The sequence below is a fragment of the Bacillus sp. FSL R5-0447 genome (genome assembly GCF_038606125.1).
Lineage (GTDB): Bacteria > Bacillota > Bacilli > Bacillales > Bacillaceae > Bacillus > Bacillus velezensis.
In genome coordinates, this window is record NZ_CP152012.1 from 2,688,677 (window position 1) to 2,703,242 (window position 14,566).

Genomic DNA, 14,566 nt, shown 5'->3' on the forward strand with positions numbered 1-14,566 from the left:
TTGGCTTCTTTAAAATGTATGATCCGGGACAGACTTTATGACACCCCGGCCCTCTATTTATGCACACCGGCCAAAATCAGCACTACTCCCGCAAAAATCAATATTAACTTTGCATATGAGAGCTGTCCGGCAATCTGATAAATGCCGATCGTCATTGTGATGATAAAGATCAGCGGGCCGACGATTGCCAAAATACTATTCACCACAACCGCTTTTCTGATGTCGTTTGTCAAAAGCATGATAATAGCGGCCGATAATTCAATGAGCGAGGACAAAACTCGTAAACCGGCCATCGTTAAAACAGTAGAATTGATTGAACCAAACAAAAATTTCATTGCAATCCCCCAACTTCAAGCATTTTGTTACACTATATGCTCTAGCTGACGGAAGTAGTCTCACTATTTTCATATAAAAGAAAGATTTGATGCAGAACGCAAAAAAAGCCTGCCCCGTAAAAGGAGCAGACTCCGAATTTCTTTAACTACGCTCTTGACACGTAAGAACCGTCTGATGTATTTACAACAAGCGTATCGCCTTCGTTCACGAAGAACGGTACGTTTACGACAAGACCTGTTTCCGTTTTGGCAGGTTTTGTGCCGCCTGACGCCGTGTCGCCTTTAATTCCCGGCTCTGTTTCAACAACTTTCAGTTCAACTGTGTTCGGCAGTTCAATACCGAGCGTTTCAGACTGATACATCATGATGTGCACAGACATATTTTCCAGAAGATATTTTAATTCTTCTTCGATTTGGTTTTCATTCAATTCAAGCTGTTCATATGAGCTTGTATCCATGAACACGTGCTGATCGCCGTTGGCATAAAGATACTGCATCGTTTTTGTTTCGATTTGCGCTTTCGCGACTTTTTCACCTGCACGGAATGTTTTCTCCTGAATAGCGCCCGTGCGCAGGTTACGCAATTTAGAACGGACAAATGCCGCTCCTTTTCCCGGCTTTACGTGCTGGAAGTCAACGACGCGCCAAATGCCGCCGTCTACTTCAATCGTTAGTCCTGTACGAAAATCGTTAACTGAAATCATGTTTGATGTCCTCCTATATTCCGATCACAAAATAATTAATTCTTTAGGGGAATGCGTAATTGTCCGGTTGCCGTCCTCAGTGATGATGATATCATCTTCGATTCTTGCGCCCCCAACATCCGGTATGTATATGCCCGGCTCAACCGTTACCGCCATGCCCGGCTCAAGAACGGCCGATGACCTGAAAGACAGCCCCGGTGATTCATGGACTTCCATTCCGAACCCGTGTCCTGTCGAATGGCCGAAATACTGTCCGTAGCCTTTTGCGGTGATGTGATCCCTCGTCAGGGCGTCCGCTTCTTTTCCCGTCATGCCGGGTTTAATATGCAGGACACCAAGCGCTTGGGCATCGTATACGACCTGATAAATCTCTTTCAGTTTATCACTTGGCTCTCCGACCGCGACGGTGCGTGTGATATCAGAACAATAGCCTTTATAATAAGCGCCGAAATCGAGCGTGACCAAGTCTCCCTTTTCAATCAATTTGCCGCTTGCCACTCCGTGGGGAAGGCTGGATCTGACTCCCGAGGCGACGATCATATCAAAGGAAGAGCCGTCTGCTCCTTGGCGTCTCATATAAAATTCGAGCTCGTTTGCAACTGAAATCTCTGAGATGCCCGGTTTGATAAACGTCAGAATATGTTCAAACGCATCATCCGCAATCTTCGCAGCTTCCTCTAATATCTTAATCTCTTCACTTGACTTAATCAAGCGCAACTTTTCAACGGAATCCGCGACGGGAACCATCTCCGCTTCCTGCAGCACCGCTTGGTAGGATGCATATGTTCCGTACGTCATGCTGTTTTGCTCGAAGCCGAGTTTTTTAATGCCGTACTCAAGAATCGTATCCGCAGCCGTTTGGATTAAGCTTCCGCCGTGCTCGATAATGTCAAAACCCTTCACTTGCGTCTTCGCCTGCTCGGTGTAACGGAAATCCGTGATAAATGCCGCACGTTCTTTCGATATGACCGCAAGGCCTGACGAACCCGTAAATCCCGTCATATACTGCAGATTGGCGGAGCTTGTCACCAACATTCCGTCTATATCCAGCTGACCGAAAAGATTTCGCAATTTCTCAAGTTTCATTCCCTTTCTCCTCCTCGCCGATTCTTGACTGCCGCCTGACAACGCGGGAGCATCCCCGCCCGGTTTTCAGCATAAAAAATGTTCACTTCTCGTGAACATTTTACCATACCGGACAGGGATTATACACTTATTCACTTGTTGCCGAGCGCCCTTGCAAGCTTGTCTGACGTAAGTTCATTGTAGTTGAAGGAAATTGAGTAGCCGACAAACAAACCGTACAGAATGTAAAGGCAAAGCGTCGTCACGATTGTATCTGATTTCAATTCAGTGATGGATTTCACATCTTCGAAAATCGGATTGAATAAGAAAAAAACCGCACACCATAAAATGACGCCGTACACCATCCCCGGCCACATGGTTTTAAAACGCTTCAGGCAGACGAAATAAATAAACGCCCCGGCAATTGAAATGAATCCGATGACAACGATGCTGACCATCGTGCCGAGCCATTGTTTTTTCCATTCTCCGATCATAAACGGCTGAAGAATCATGTTGGGGCTGATCTCTGAAAAATGAAAGACATACCCGAGATAGCCGATCAAACTCCAAAATACACCGCCGGCAAATCCGATACCGCAAATTCTGCCGGTAAATGAAACAGGCTGCTGATCATCATCCCGCTTCTTTTTTTCTTCCTGTTCTGAATGTTTTTCGCTTGTCATCATGGCACCTCCAGTCATAGACTGCCCCAAAATTGAAAAGTCATAAAAAGCTGCGCCATATTTTCATTCAATGAGTAAAATCTAAAGAAACGGGGTATACTGCATGTAGAAAAAGCATTGATTTCCCAACTGTCTAACTAGAGGTTTACCGCGGTTTCCTGTACAATAGAGTGAAAGGAAATGGTTAGTAAATCCTAAGAAAACAGGCAGGTTGATAAACAATGTCCAAACAAAAAACGCCCCCTGCATACGGCGGGCAGGCTGTTGTTGAAGGGGTCATGTTCGGCGGCAGAAAAAATTATGTTACCGCCATCCGCAGGAATGACGGAAGCATTGATTTTTTCAAGCTTCCGAGAGTGCCGAACGCCAAGCTTTCGGCTTTAAAAAAGATTCCTTTTTTGCGGGGAATCGTCGCCATCATTGAGGCGAGCGCCAACGGCACAAAGCATTTAAACTTTTCCAGCGAACGTTACGGGCTTGATCCTCAAGATGACGCCAAGCTGGAGCAGGAAGATAAGAAGGGTTCGGGCTTATCGATGTTTTTCAGCCTGGCGGTGATCGGCGTTCTGTCGTTTTTGTTCAGCAAATTCGTTTTTACGCTCGTCCCGGTCTTCTTAGCGGAGCTTGTAAGGCCCGTATTTTCCTCAGACGCCGCGCAGATCGGAATCGAAAGTCTGTTTAAGCTTATTCTGCTTCTCGGCTACATTTATTTTTTATCAATGACGCCGTTAATTAAAAGAGTGTTTCAATATCATGGAGCCGAACATAAGGTCATAAACTGTTATGAACAGAATTTGCCAATTACAATAGAAAATGTTCAGAAACAGTCACGGCTTCATTACCGTTGCGGTTCAAGCTTTATTTTATTTACGATCATTGTCGGCATGTTCTTCTATTTACTCGTTCCGACAGATCCGCTTTGGGTGCGGATTTTAGACAGGATTGCGCTTATACCGGTCGTTCTCGGCATCTCCTTTGAAGTGCTCCAGCTGACGAACAGAGTGCGGAATATCCCCGTTTTGAAAGTGCTCGGTTATCCCGGCCTGTGGCTGCAGCTTTTAACGACAAAGGAACCGGCGGATGACCAGGTCGAGGTTGCCATAGAAAGCTTTAACGAGCTTCTCAGACTGGAAGACATTTCAGAACAGAGCGAAAAGCCGTCTCACAACGTAATTTGAACCGTTACCGTTATTATTTTGGAGGTGGGCAGTTATGAATCATCGTGTACAACCTTTTTTTGCTGTATTGATAGCGCTTGGCGCATTCGGTTTCATTTATGCGGCGGTAACCAACCCCGGGCAGATGATTTCAAGAGCGATCACCGTTATTATCGCAGGCATCATTATTTATTTTATCGTGAGGACGGTCCTGAACCGCCGCACCGGCCGTGACGGAACCGCTTTCAGAAAAGCGGCCAGACAATCGCGGCTCCGAATGAAGGAACAAAAAGCGAAGCACCGCGCCGGACACAGAGGCCGGGTCAGCCATTTGCGGAGCGTGCCGAGCAGCAGCAGACCGAAGCCGATGATTCTTAAGAAAAAAAGCCAGACCCAGCTTACCGTCATAGAAGGCAAAAAGAATAAAAAGAAAAACAGAGCGCTTTTTTAATAGCTCCATTGCTTCAAAAATTGCTCTGTTCTGCTTTTTCCTAGCTCAATGAGAGCTAGTTTTTTTTGCGGTGTGAGATGAAACTCCGTCGCCATCACATGTTCCACCGGAATAAAAATAATATTCTGTTCGTACTTTGTCGCGATATGCCTGGCATCATGAGCGTCTTTCATCGTTTCAAACAAAGCCCCGAACAGCTCAAAAGCGTTGCGGATTGTTTTTTTCGGGCGCTCTTTTTCGTTGGGCGAAAGTGAAATTCCGATGACCGGCCGTTTGCGTTCTTTTGAATACAGCCAAATCGGGAAATTGCTTAACACGCCGCCGTCAACGACCGTCGAGGTGCCTTTTTCGGTTTTCAGTTTTATCGGTTCAAAAAAATAAGGAATGCTGCAGCTCATTCTGACGGCTCTGGCAACCGGGAACATTTCCGGATTTAATCCGTAGCGGGGAAGATCGTCAGGAAGCACGATCATCGTTCCGTTCGTCAGATCTGAAGCGATGAGACGGAGCGAGCCTTTTTTCAAATCACCGAACGCGATGATGCCCTTCGCTTTTAATTTATCCGCAATCCATTTTTCCAGCATATCGCCTCTGTATAGTCCGAGGCGCCAATATATCGACACCCACTGCAGGATTTTCAGCGGGAGGAATGAGTATCTCTGATCAAGCAATTGCCTTCCGTCCACCTCATCTATGATGGAATGAACCTCTCTGCTCGTATAGCCCGCAGCGATAAATGCGGCAATAATTGCGCCGGCGCTTGTTCCGGCGAGCCTTTCAAAGCGAAAGCCCTTTTCTTCCAGCGCTTCATAAGCGCCGGCAAGCGCCACCCCTTTTATCCCCCCGCCCGAAAATACGCCGTCAATCTGCATAGCGCGCCCTCTCCCTTCCATCTCAAGGTGTATTATTATTTTAAGAAACGGCTGGGCGAAATAGACCAAAGAATGAAGACATTAAAAAAAGGGCGCCCCATTTCGGGCTGCCCTTTATTCACCGGGATTTTCGGTTTTTTTCTGTACGGATTTCAATTCTTTTTTCCGGCTTTCGTCATCTTCGAAATACTGAACGAGGTCGCCGATGCGGTCAATGCTGTTCCAGCTCAGATGATGTTCGATTCCTTCAACATCATTGTAAATCTTCTCTTCATCAACACCAATGATTCTTAAAAACTGCTCAAGCAATTCGTGTCTGTATACGAGCCGTTTGCCGATCTTTTTGCCTTTTGACGTCAATACGAGCCCGCGATATTTTTCATAAATCAAATACTCGTCTTTATCTAGTTTTTGAACCATTTTCGTTACAGAGGAGGGGTGGACTGCCAAAGCTTCCGCGATATCAGAAACCCGTGCATATCCTTTTTCTTCTATCAGCATATAAATCTGTTCAATATAATCTTCCATACTTGGTGTTGTCATAAGTAACCCTCCCAAAAAGCACCTTAACTTTATAAACCATTACAAGTTTACACTAACGGTCATGAAAAAACAAGGATGCTTCCGGTCTGTCAAGCCTTATCAGCGCTTATAATTCCATTCATCAGACGCGTATTTCGTCTCAGCCAGCTCATTGACAAATGCAAGCTCTTCAGACGTGAGTGTGTAAGGCTCAAGATGAATGTTCAGCCCTTCCTCAAAACCGGCTTTAAAAGCGATTCTGGCCTCATCCATCGTTACCCGTTTCGGCGCTAAGGCGTTGATGGCTACCGCTTTGTTTTTGAAATTCCGCTGCATGCGCTCACGGACTCTGTCGCTCGGATATAAAAACAGATCAAACAGCTTATCCTCATCAATGTCAAGCAGGATGGAACCGTGCTGAAGAATGACGCCTTTTTGGCGTGTCTGTGCGCTTCCGGCAACTTTCCGTCCTTCGACGACCAGTTCATACCACGAAGGCGCATCAAAGCAGACGGACGAGCGCGGATTTTTCAAGCTTTCTTTTTCTTTCTCCGTTCGCGGAATCGCAAAGCAGGCATCAAGTCCAAGGTTTCTGAATCCCTGCAGAATACCTTCTGAAATCACCCGGTACGCCTCTGTCACCGTGGCCGGCATTTCCGGGTGATCCTCTGAAACGATTACGCTGTATGTCAATTCTTTATCATGCAGAACACCCCGTCCGCCTGTCGGTCTTCTGACAAACCCGAGGCCGTGTTTATGTACTGCGTCAAAGTTAATTTCCTTCTTAATATTTTGAAAATACCCGACAGACAAAGTTGCCGGATTCCAGCCGTAAAAACGGATCACCGGAGGAATTTTTTTTTGGCTGTGCCAATATAAAAGCGCTTCATCCAGCGCCATGTTAAATGCCGGGCTTTCATTCCCTGAGTCAATAAACCGCCATGTTTCTTTTTCCATACACTGAACCCTTCTTTATCGTTTTAATAAAATCAGTTTAACAAACTGCCTTGAAAATGAAAAATATTTCGTTTCATTAAGGATGACAATCGCTTCATGCTTTACTATAATAGTATTTGTCCCAAAACGTCCGGTAAGCCTTGTTTTCAGGAAGCAGGGTTTTATTTTATAAGCTAAAGGAGTAGAATCGCATTGTCTAATATGATTGCTTTAATTATTGTTGCGGCGTTTATCGTTTATATGATCGTGTCGTATTTTTACCAGCAGCGTTTAATGAAAACACTTACGGAAGAGGAATTCCGCGCGGGCTACAGAAAAGCGCAGCTGATTGACGTCCGTGAACCGAATGAATTTGAAGGCGGCCATATTCTCGGCGCGCGCAACATTCCGCTGTCACAGCTGAAACAGCGCAAAAGTGAAATCCGTCCTGATAAACCCGTTTATCTGTACTGCCAAAACAATGTCCGCAGCGGACGCGCGGCACAGACGCTCCGCAAACACGGCTGTAAAGATATTTACAACCTGAAAGGCGGATTTAAAAAATGGGGCGGAAAAATTAAAGCAAAAAACTAATCATAAAAAAGAGCTTCCGTATAAAACGGACAGCTCTTTTTTTTACACCGTGTCAGCGGATGCCGTCAAGTGTACGTTCGTATTTTAAAACGGGCTTTCTTGCCGCCTTGGTTTCATCCATTCTTTTGACAACTGTTGTATGCGGCGCTTCCTGAACGATTTCAGGCGATTCCTCCGCTTCCCGCGCAATTTGAATCATGGCATCTATAAACGCATCTAGCGTTTCCTTTGATTCCGTTTCCGTCGGTTCGATCATGATGCTTTCTTCAACATTGAGAGGAAAATACACAGTCGGCGGATGATAGCCGAAATCCAAAAGCCGTTTGGCAATATCAAGCGTTCGTACGCCGAGCTTTTTCTGCCTTCTTCCCGATAACACAAATTCATGCTTGCAATGACGGTCATACGGGAGATCATAATAAGGCGCGAGTCTTCTCATCATATAATTTGCATTTAAAACCGCGTTTTCGGTCACAGCTTTTAAGCCGTCAGGCCCCATGGACCGGATATACGTGTAGGCTCTGACATTAATGCCGAAGTTGCCGTAATAAGGTTTTACACGCCCGATCGACTGCGGCCGGTCATAGTCAAAAGTCAAACGCCCCTCTTTTTTCGTGAGAACGGGTTTCGGCAGATACGGAATGAATTCTTTTTTCACGCCGACCGGACCTGAGCCCGGTCCTCCCCCGCCGTGCGGCCCGGTAAATGTTTTATGCAGATTAAGGTGAACGACGTCAAATCCCATATCTCCCGGTCTTGCTTTACTTAAAACGGCATTTAAATTCGCTCCGTCATAATAAAGCTTTCCGCCGGCCTGATGGACGATTTCAGCCATTTCCGTAATGTTTTCCTCAAATAACCCGAGGGTGTTCGGATTCGTCAGCATCAGCGCCGCTGTTTCTTCGTTTACCGCTCTTTTCAAATCTTCAATGTCAACCAGCCCGTGCTCATTTGACTTAACGGTAATCGTTTCAAAACCGGCGACCGTGGCGGATGCCGGATTCGTACCGTGGGCTGAATCAGGGACAATCACCTTCGTCCGTCCGAAGTCTCCCCGCGCTTCGTGATAGGCGCGGATCATCATCAGGCCGGTCCATTCGCCGTGAGCGCCCGCCGCAGGCTGCAGCGTCACCTCGTCCATGCCCGTAATCTCCTCCAAGTGTCCGCTTAAATCGTATAAAAGCTCAAGCGCCCCCTGAACCGTGTCCTCGTCCTGAAGCGGATGAATAGCGGAAAAACCTGCGATCCGGGCAATTTTTTCATTTAATTTCGGATTGTATTTCATCGTACAGGAGCCGAGCGGATAAAAGCCTGAATCAACTCCGTGGTTCCTCTTAGAAAGAGCGGTATAATGCCGCATAATATCGAGCTCTGATACTTCCGGCAGCTTTGCGTCTTCATCGCGGATATAGTCACCGGGAAGAAGGCTTTCAAGCTCTGTTTCCGGCACATCAAGCTCCGGAAGGCTGTAACCGATACGCCCTTCGCGGGACATTTCAAAAATAAGCGCCTGATCTTGATTATTCATGTTGATCCCCCAATCCCGCAATAAGCGAATCGATCTCTTCTTTTGTTCTCAGCTCTGTGACGGCAATGAGCATATGCTGATTCAGTTCCGGATACGCAAGGCCTAAGTCATATCCGCCGATTATGCCGTCTTGCAGGAGCCGCCGGTTTGCTTCCTTGACGGGAAGATTCAGCCTGACGGCAAATTCATTAAATATCGGGCCGTCAAATGCTACGTGCAAGCCGGCTTTTTCCGCTTGGCGTCTCGCGTAATCAGCTTTCAATATATTTTGGCGGGCCATGTCTTTGACGCCGTTTTTTCCGAGCGCCGTCATCGCGACTGAAGCCGCTAAAGCATTCAGCGCCTGATTTGAACAAATGTTAGACGTGGCTTTGTCTCTTCTGATATGCTGCTCGCGCGCCTGAAGAGTGAGAACAAAACCTCTTCGCCCGTTTTCATCTTCCGTTTGGCCGACAAGCCGGCCCGGCACCTTTCTCATCAGTTTTTTCGTTACTGCAAAATAGCCGCAGTGCGGGCCGCCGAACGCCGCAGGTATGCCGAAAGGCTGCGCGTCCCCGACAACGATATCAGCTCCGTATGCCCCGGGCGGTGTCAAAATACCGAGCGCGAGCGGGTTTGAAGAAACAATCAGCTGGCTGTTTCCTTTATGTGCGAGCGGCTCAATGTCCTTTAACGGCTCGATTTGTCCGAAGAAGTTCGGATACTGGACGATCACGGCGGCCGTTTCATCACAAACGGCATGTTCCAATGCTTCAAGATCTGTGACGCCGTTTTTCGCGGGCACCTCTACAACCTCAATATATTGGCCCTTTGCGTATGTTTTCAAAACATCCCGCGATTCCGGATGAACGGCTGCGGAAATGACGATTTTTTTCTTTTTCGTATGTCCCGATGCAAGCATCGCCGCTTCCGCCAGCGCCGTTCCCCCGTCGTACATTGAGGAGTTTGCGATATCCATTCCCGTTAATTCACAGATCATCGTTTGAAATTCAAAAATCGCCTGCAGCTCTCCTTGTGAGATTTCAGGCTGGTAAGGCGTATATGCCGTGTAAAACTCTGATCGGGATATCACATGATCGACGATAACCGGCTGGTAGTGATCGTACACTCCTGCGCCCAGAAAAGATGCATATGTAACAGCGTCTTTATTTTTCGCCGCAAGCTTCGTCAGCTCTCTCGTCAGCTCTGTTTCTGATTTTGCTTTTTTAATTTGGTAGTCTTTTTGAAACCTCACATCTTCCGGAATATCGGCAAACAGTTCATCAATTGTTTCTGCGCCGATGGCTTTCAGCATTTCTTTTTTATCCTGTTCTGTCGCGGGCAAATATCGATGCTTCATATGACTCTCCTTTTTCAGCTCTGTTTTGGACGTTTATAAAACGGTGTGCGGACAATCTTCGCTTTTACCGTTTTTTTACGGATTTCCACTTCTACTTCCGTTCCGACTTCACTGAATTCCGTTTTGATTAAGGCAAGGCCGATATTTTTCTTTAAAGTCGGAGATTGCGTGCCTGTCGTGACTTCACCGATCGGAACACCGTCTTTTTTCACGGCGTATCCGTGTCTCGGAATCCCTTTTTCAATCATCTCAAGTCCGACCAGCTTTCGCGGGGCTCCTTTTTCTTTCTGTTCGCGCAATACAGACTTCCCGAAAAAATCGGAATCTTTCTTGTGTTTCACGGCAAATCCGATTCCGGCTTCAATCGGTGTAATATCTTTCGTCAATTCCTGACCGTATAAAGCAAGCTTCGCTTCAAATCTCAGCGTATCACGGGCGCCGAGGCCGCACGGAACGAGGCCTTCATGCTCTCCCGCTGCAAGTATCTCCTTAAATAGATGAACCGCATCTTCATTGCGGCAATATAACTCAAATCCGTCTTCACCGGTATAGCCTGTTCTTGAAAGCAGGACTTGTCGTCCGGCAACGTCCGTCTCGTCAATAAATGTAAACGGCTTTAAGGAGGACAAATCACATTCAGTCAGCTTCGTAAGAACCGACTGAGCATTCGGCCCCTGAACGGCAAGCAGTGAAATCCCGTCAGACTGATTCGTCAGCGTGACATCGCCTTCCGCATGTTCCGTCAGCCAAGCGATGTCTTTTTCAATATTAGACGCGTTAATCACGAGCAGATAGCAGCTCTCGCTTTTCTGATAGATCAGCAAGTCATCGACCGTACCGCCGTCAGGATAACACATGGCGGTATAAAGCGCGTTTCCCGGCTTTAAATCGGCAACGTCATTTGTCATCATTTTTTGCAGAAAAGACAGGGCGTCTTTACCGGATACTTCGACTTCCCCCATATGAGACACATCAAACAGGCCCGCTTTTGTGCGGACGGCTTCATGCTCCTCTTTAATAGAAGAAAATTGAACCGGCAGCTCCCATCCTCCAAAATCAATCGTTTTTCCGCCGTATTCTTTATACACGTCATAAAGCGGTGTTCGTTTCAGCATCATCTTCCCCCTTCAGTCATTGGCGCATTGTAAAAACATATAAAAAAGGACAGAGAAACACCTCATGAAAATGAAGGTTTCTCTGTCCCGGCACCTGAAAGTTTACTTTATGAACATATCATAAAGACGTCCCCTTTGGTGGCCTGCTTCTTCTAAGTGCAGACACTCTCCAGAGTTGCGTCGAGCAAGAGTTCTTTTGCCTGAGAGATTCACTCCGCAGTTTGCTCCTTCGGCGCCCGGACGCCCATCTTTCGTCCGAGTCTCTCCCCTTGCTGTCATTCGCTCATATTTACCAATTTTATGGACATACTAAAGCAATATCTTTTAGTGAAATCATTACTTATATCCTACCACCCTCATTTACGTCCAGCAACAAAAATTATGATAAATCAGTTTTTTAAAAGAAAGGCGGTTTTGTTACATATGACAGCAGAGATCATATTTGATGCAAACTGGCCGGGAGAGTTTTCTGAGCGGCTGAAAACGGACGGTCCCTGGTCAAATTGGGAGATGTACAAACTGTCGGCTGAAGTCCAGCAGACCCTTGCCATTCCTGAATTTGAAGGGTTGAGGGCTCCTTTATACCTGCCCGATTTCACTCCGCTTCCACATCAGCTTGAGGTCGCGCAGAAAGTCGTTGAAAAAATGAACGGCAAGGCGATTTTGGCTGATGAAGTGGGGCTCGGAAAAACGGTGGAAGCGGGCCTGATTTTAAAAGAATATATGATTCGCGGGCTGGCCAAAAAAATCCTGATTCTTGTGCCGGCATCACTCGTTTCCCAGTGGGTGAAAGAGCTTCAGGAGAAGTTTTTAATACCCGCTGTTGAACAGAAGAAAAGCTATGTGTGGGAACAGTGCGATATCGTCGTTTCTTCTATTGATACGGCCAAACGCTCGCCACACAAAGACATTGTGCTTTCTATTCCGTATGATCTCGTCATTATTGACGAGGCGCACAAGCTCAAAAACAGCAAAACGAAAAATTATGAATTTGCGAGAAGTCTTGTGAAGAAATACTGCCTGCTTCTGACGGCGACGCCGATTCAAAACCGGATCGAAGAAATCTTCAATTTAGTGTCACTGTTAAAGCCCGGCCATTTAGGAAACGAAAGCGGATTTCAAGAAACCTTCAATCAGAAGGACGGGATTGACGCTCATGAGCATTTGAAAGAGCTCGTCAATAAAGTGATGATCCGCAACACGCGGAGCGACACCGGCCTTACATGGACGAAGCGCCACGTGGAAACAGTGCCGATCACCTTTTCACCGACGGAACAGGCGCTTTACGATGACATCGCCGCACTGAAAAACGGCACGGAAAAGCCCGCAAGCGCATTTTCCATTATGACGCTGCAAAGAGAATGCTGTTCAAGCAGGGAAGCCGTGTATATGACGCTCAAAAAAATGCTTGACCAAAAAGACAAACAAGCGCCCGCATTCGATGATCAGACGATCGCTAATTTAATGGACCGCATCAATCAAGTCACGCAAAACTCAAAAGCGATTCAAGTTGTTGACTTGATCCAAAAGATTAATGATAAAGTCATTATTTTTACTGAATACAGGGCGACACAGATTTACCTGCAATGGTTCCTTCAGCAGAACGGCATAAGCTCCGTTCCGTTCAGAGGCGGATTTAAACGCGGAAAAAAAGACTGGATGAAGGATCTCTTCCGCGGCAAAGTGCAGGTGCTGATCGCTACAGAAGCCGGAGGCGAAGGGATCAACCTGCAATTCTGCAACCATATTATCAATTATGACCTCCCGTGGAACCCGATGCGGCTTGAACAAAGAATCGGAAGGATTCACAGACTCGGTCAGGAAAGAGATGTCCATATCTACAATATGGCGACAAAACATACGGTGGAAGAGCATATCTTAAAACTTCTGTATGACAAAATTCATTTATTTGAAAATGTCGTCGGAGAATTAGATGACATCTTAACAAAAATCAAAGTGAGCAATTTTGAAGACCATTTGCATGATATTTTATGCCATTCGCTGACAGAGGAAGAAATGAGAATCAAAATGGACAATCTCACCTCTTTTCTGTCGTACGGTACGGAAAAGCCCGCCAGAAAAAAAGGATCTTAATCTAAAAGGAGGAAGCGCGACATGAGACAGCAGGAGGTTCACGAATTTTTACTGCGCTTTTTTGAAGCGAACCACTGTCCGATTACAGAACAAGGGCCGGGTTTTATGACGGTTCAGTTGACGGTCGAGATGGACAAACAAATTATGAACCGCCCGTTTTATTGGCATTGGCGTGAAAAAACGGGCGGCGAACCGAACCCGATGAAGATTACGTTCATCACTGATAAAGAAACGGCTCCGGAGGATATGGACGGCGAATTTATTTACTTTGGAGCCCCGCGCCTCTTTCAAATCTTTCAAGCAGTTAAACAAAATGGGAGATTTACAAGAATATATGAGAAAATTGTATCAGCCGGAGCCAGAGTGCCGCTTCAGCCCTGGCTTGGATTAAATGTAGTGATTTCATACCAATCCGACATGAAAAAAGACAGACTTTTGTCTTTAGGCCTGCATCTTGTTTCTGGAACAATTATAGAGGGGTTTCAGCAGAAACTTGCACCGCTTCCGCTGACCTCGCAAATATCAGACTATTGCTTTACCATATCGCCGATGATTAAGCCGGAAAGCGGAATTAAAAGAATGGAGCATTACTTAAAAGACGCTGCCGCCAAAGAGCCGTCAGACTGGGCTGACAGCGCGATCGCCAGATGGAAAAAGGACCTCAGGCTGCTCGATCAGTTTTATGAGCAGACAGAGGAAAAACCTGAGGAATACCATTTGGAAAAACAAGCGCTGAAAGCCTTATATCAGCCGAACATTCACATTCAGATTGAAAACGGCGGTTTATTTTTCCTGCAAAGTAATTTTTCTGGATAAGCGTTATCCATTCGACACCTTTCCCGTTTTTTCTGGAAAATCTATATTATAATAAAAGTATATAGAAAAAATTTCTGGCGTTTCGCATGCGATGAATCACTTCCAGACATGTAAAGATAAGGTCATGGGCGGATTGGCTGAAATACATAAACAAGTATTTTAGGAGGAGAAAATGCATGAAAAATGCAAAAATGGAATTTTCGCAATTAGATAAGGAATGGGTTGAGCTGATATTAGAAGCCCAAAAAGCAAATATCAGCCTAGAAGAAATACGCAAATACCTGCTTTCGCATAAAAAGTCTTCTCAACATATCCAGGCAGCCAGAAGTCATACCGTAAATCCTTTCTGAATGTG

General features: G+C 46.1%; 16 protein-coding genes and 1 riboswitch. Of the genes, 6 read left to right on the forward strand and 10 right to left on the reverse strand.

What is annotated here, in order from left to right; genetic code table 11:
- Positions 1 to 53: 53 nt before the first annotated feature.
- The 4 genes from NYE68_RS13305 to NYE68_RS13320 all read right to left on the reverse strand — a co-directional run bounded on the left by NYE68_RS13305 (position 54) and on the right by NYE68_RS13320 (position 2,787).
- Positions 54 to 335, reverse strand: coding sequence for a YqhV family protein (locus NYE68_RS13305; RefSeq protein ID WP_003153124.1), 282 nt, complete (start codon positions 333 to 335; stop codon positions 54 to 56).
- Between the two features lie 146 nt (positions 336 to 481).
- Positions 482 to 1,039 (reverse strand): elongation factor P, encoded by a 558-nt coding sequence (gene efp / locus NYE68_RS13310; RefSeq protein ID WP_003153123.1) that lies wholly within the window; start codon positions 1,037 to 1,039, stop codon positions 482 to 484.
- 24 nt (positions 1,040 to 1,063) lie between these two features.
- Positions 1,064 to 2,125 carry a Xaa-Pro peptidase family protein gene (locus NYE68_RS13315; RefSeq protein ID WP_007612522.1) on the reverse strand — a complete coding sequence of 354 codons (1,062 nt, stop codon included), beginning with the start codon at positions 2,123 to 2,125 and terminating at the stop codon, positions 1,064 to 1,066.
- Between the two features lie 131 nt (positions 2,126 to 2,256).
- Complete coding sequence (locus NYE68_RS13320; protein ID WP_014418362.1) at positions 2,257 to 2,787, reverse strand: YqhR family membrane protein; 531 nt, start codon at positions 2,785 to 2,787, stop codon at positions 2,257 to 2,259.
- Positions 2,788 to 3,008: 221 nt separating this feature from the next.
- Here NYE68_RS13320 and NYE68_RS13325 point away from each other — a divergent pair, with 221 nt between their 5' ends.
- Both NYE68_RS13325 and NYE68_RS13330 read left to right on the forward strand, forming a co-directional pair.
- Positions 3,009 to 3,965, forward strand: coding sequence for a DUF1385 domain-containing protein (locus NYE68_RS13325; RefSeq protein ID WP_254003284.1), 957 nt, complete (start codon positions 3,009 to 3,011; stop codon positions 3,963 to 3,965).
- Positions 3,966 to 3,999: 34 nt separating this feature from the next.
- Positions 4,000 to 4,395 (forward strand): SA1362 family protein, encoded by a 396-nt coding sequence (locus tag NYE68_RS13330; RefSeq protein ID WP_007408340.1) that lies wholly within the window; start codon positions 4,000 to 4,002, stop codon positions 4,393 to 4,395.
- On the opposite strand, the gene NYE68_RS13335 is transcribed toward NYE68_RS13330, so the two are convergent.
- The 3 genes from NYE68_RS13335 to NYE68_RS13345 all read right to left on the reverse strand — a co-directional run bounded on the left by NYE68_RS13335 (position 4,392) and on the right by NYE68_RS13345 (position 6,746).
- Positions 4,392 to 5,267 (reverse strand): patatin-like phospholipase family protein, encoded by an 876-nt coding sequence (locus tag NYE68_RS13335; protein ID WP_022552971.1) that lies wholly within the window; start codon positions 5,265 to 5,267, stop codon positions 4,392 to 4,394. The genes NYE68_RS13330 and NYE68_RS13335 overlap by 4 nt on opposite strands.
- Positions 5,268 to 5,381: 114 nt before the next feature.
- Positions 5,382 to 5,810, reverse strand: coding sequence for a transcriptional regulator MntR (gene mntR, locus NYE68_RS13340; protein ID WP_007408338.1), 429 nt, complete (start codon positions 5,808 to 5,810; stop codon positions 5,382 to 5,384).
- 99 nt (positions 5,811 to 5,909) lie between these two features.
- Positions 5,910 to 6,746 carry a biotin/lipoate A/B protein ligase family protein gene (locus NYE68_RS13345; protein ID WP_003153114.1) on the reverse strand — a complete coding sequence of 279 codons (837 nt, stop codon included), beginning with the start codon at positions 6,744 to 6,746 and terminating at the stop codon, positions 5,910 to 5,912.
- Positions 6,747 to 6,938: 192 nt separating this feature from the next.
- Here NYE68_RS13345 and NYE68_RS13350 point away from each other — a divergent pair, with 192 nt between their 5' ends.
- Complete coding sequence (locus NYE68_RS13350; RefSeq protein WP_007408335.1) at positions 6,939 to 7,319, forward strand: rhodanese-like domain-containing protein; 381 nt, start codon at positions 6,939 to 6,941, stop codon at positions 7,317 to 7,319.
- Between the two features lie 52 nt (positions 7,320 to 7,371).
- Here NYE68_RS13350 and gcvPB read toward each other — a convergent pair whose 3' ends face one another.
- From gcvPB to gcvT, 3 genes are read right to left on the reverse strand one after another with little or no spacing between them, the layout of a single operon-like run.
- The gene (gene gcvPB / locus NYE68_RS13355) at positions 7,372 to 8,847 is read right to left on the reverse strand and encodes an aminomethyl-transferring glycine dehydrogenase subunit GcvPB (RefSeq protein ID WP_015417807.1); all 1,476 of its coding nucleotides are present in this window, start codon (positions 8,845 to 8,847) and stop codon (positions 7,372 to 7,374) included.
- On the reverse strand, positions 8,840 to 10,186 hold the full coding sequence (gene gcvPA / locus NYE68_RS13360; RefSeq protein WP_015417808.1) for an aminomethyl-transferring glycine dehydrogenase subunit GcvPA: 1,347 nt from the start codon (positions 10,184 to 10,186) through the stop codon (positions 8,840 to 8,842). The genes gcvPB and gcvPA overlap by 8 nt, the downstream gene beginning before the upstream one ends.
- A 14-nt stretch (positions 10,187 to 10,200) precedes the next feature.
- Positions 10,201 to 11,301, reverse strand: coding sequence for a glycine cleavage system aminomethyltransferase GcvT (gcvT, locus tag NYE68_RS13365; protein ID WP_031378949.1), 1,101 nt, complete (start codon positions 11,299 to 11,301; stop codon positions 10,201 to 10,203).
- Positions 11,302 to 11,479: 178 nt separating this feature from the next.
- A riboswitch (glycine riboswitch) is annotated at positions 11,480 to 11,580 on the reverse strand.
- 144 nt (positions 11,581 to 11,724) lie between these two features.
- Between gcvT and NYE68_RS13370 the strand changes: the two genes are divergently transcribed.
- From NYE68_RS13370 to NYE68_RS13380, 3 genes are all read left to right on the forward strand, one after another.
- A complete protein-coding gene (locus NYE68_RS13370; RefSeq protein ID WP_031378948.1) occupies positions 11,725 to 13,395 on the forward strand; it encodes an SNF2-related protein in 1,671 nt (556 codons plus the stop codon).
- 21 nt (positions 13,396 to 13,416) lie between these two features.
- Positions 13,417 to 14,211 carry a YqhG family protein gene (locus tag NYE68_RS13375; RefSeq protein WP_156240427.1) on the forward strand — a complete coding sequence of 265 codons (795 nt, stop codon included), beginning with the start codon at positions 13,417 to 13,419 and terminating at the stop codon, positions 14,209 to 14,211.
- A gap of 176 nt (positions 14,212 to 14,387) precedes the next feature.
- Complete coding sequence (locus NYE68_RS13380) at positions 14,388 to 14,561, forward strand: anti-repressor SinI family protein (protein ID WP_003153105.1); 174 nt, start codon at positions 14,388 to 14,390, stop codon at positions 14,559 to 14,561.
- Positions 14,562 to 14,566 lie beyond the last annotated feature (5 nt).

Coding starts and splice junctions, on each gene's coding strand:
- NYE68_RS13305 (WP_003153124.1), bottom strand. CDS start 335: ATGAAATTTTTGTTTGGTTCAATCAATTCTACTGTTTTAACGATGGCC.
- efp (WP_003153123.1), bottom strand. CDS start 1,039: ATGATTTCAGTTAACGATTTTCGTACAGGACTAACGATTGAAGTAGAC.
- NYE68_RS13315 (WP_007612522.1), bottom strand. CDS start 2,125: ATGAAACTTGAGAAATTGCGAAATCTTTTCGGTCAGCTGGATATAGAC.
- NYE68_RS13320 (WP_014418362.1), bottom strand. CDS start 2,787: ATGACAAGCGAAAAACATTCAGAACAGGAAGAAAAAAAGAAGCGGGAT.
- NYE68_RS13325 (WP_254003284.1), top strand. CDS start 3,009: ATGTCCAAACAAAAAACGCCCCCTGCATACGGCGGGCAGGCTGTTGTT.
- NYE68_RS13330 (WP_007408340.1), top strand. CDS start 4,000: ATGAATCATCGTGTACAACCTTTTTTTGCTGTATTGATAGCGCTTGGC.
- NYE68_RS13335 (WP_022552971.1), bottom strand. CDS start 5,267: ATGCAGATTGACGGCGTATTTTCGGGCGGGGGGATAAAAGGGGTGGCG.
- mntR (WP_007408338.1), bottom strand. CDS start 5,810: ATGACAACACCAAGTATGGAAGATTATATTGAACAGATTTATATGCTG.
- NYE68_RS13345 (WP_003153114.1), bottom strand. CDS start 6,746: ATGGAAAAAGAAACATGGCGGTTTATTGACTCAGGGAATGAAAGCCCG.
- gcvPB (WP_015417807.1), bottom strand. CDS start 8,847: ATGAATAATCAAGATCAGGCGCTTATTTTTGAAATGTCCCGCGAAGGG.
- gcvPA (WP_015417808.1), bottom strand. CDS start 10,186: ATGAAGCATCGATATTTGCCCGCGACAGAACAGGATAAAAAAGAAATG.
- gcvT (WP_031378949.1), bottom strand. CDS start 11,301: ATGCTGAAACGAACACCGCTTTATGACGTGTATAAAGAATACGGCGGA.
- NYE68_RS13370 (WP_031378948.1), top strand. CDS start 11,725: ATGACAGCAGAGATCATATTTGATGCAAACTGGCCGGGAGAGTTTTCT.
- NYE68_RS13375 (WP_156240427.1), top strand. CDS start 13,417: ATGAGACAGCAGGAGGTTCACGAATTTTTACTGCGCTTTTTTGAAGCG.
- NYE68_RS13380 (WP_003153105.1), top strand. CDS start 14,388: ATGAAAAATGCAAAAATGGAATTTTCGCAATTAGATAAGGAATGGGTT.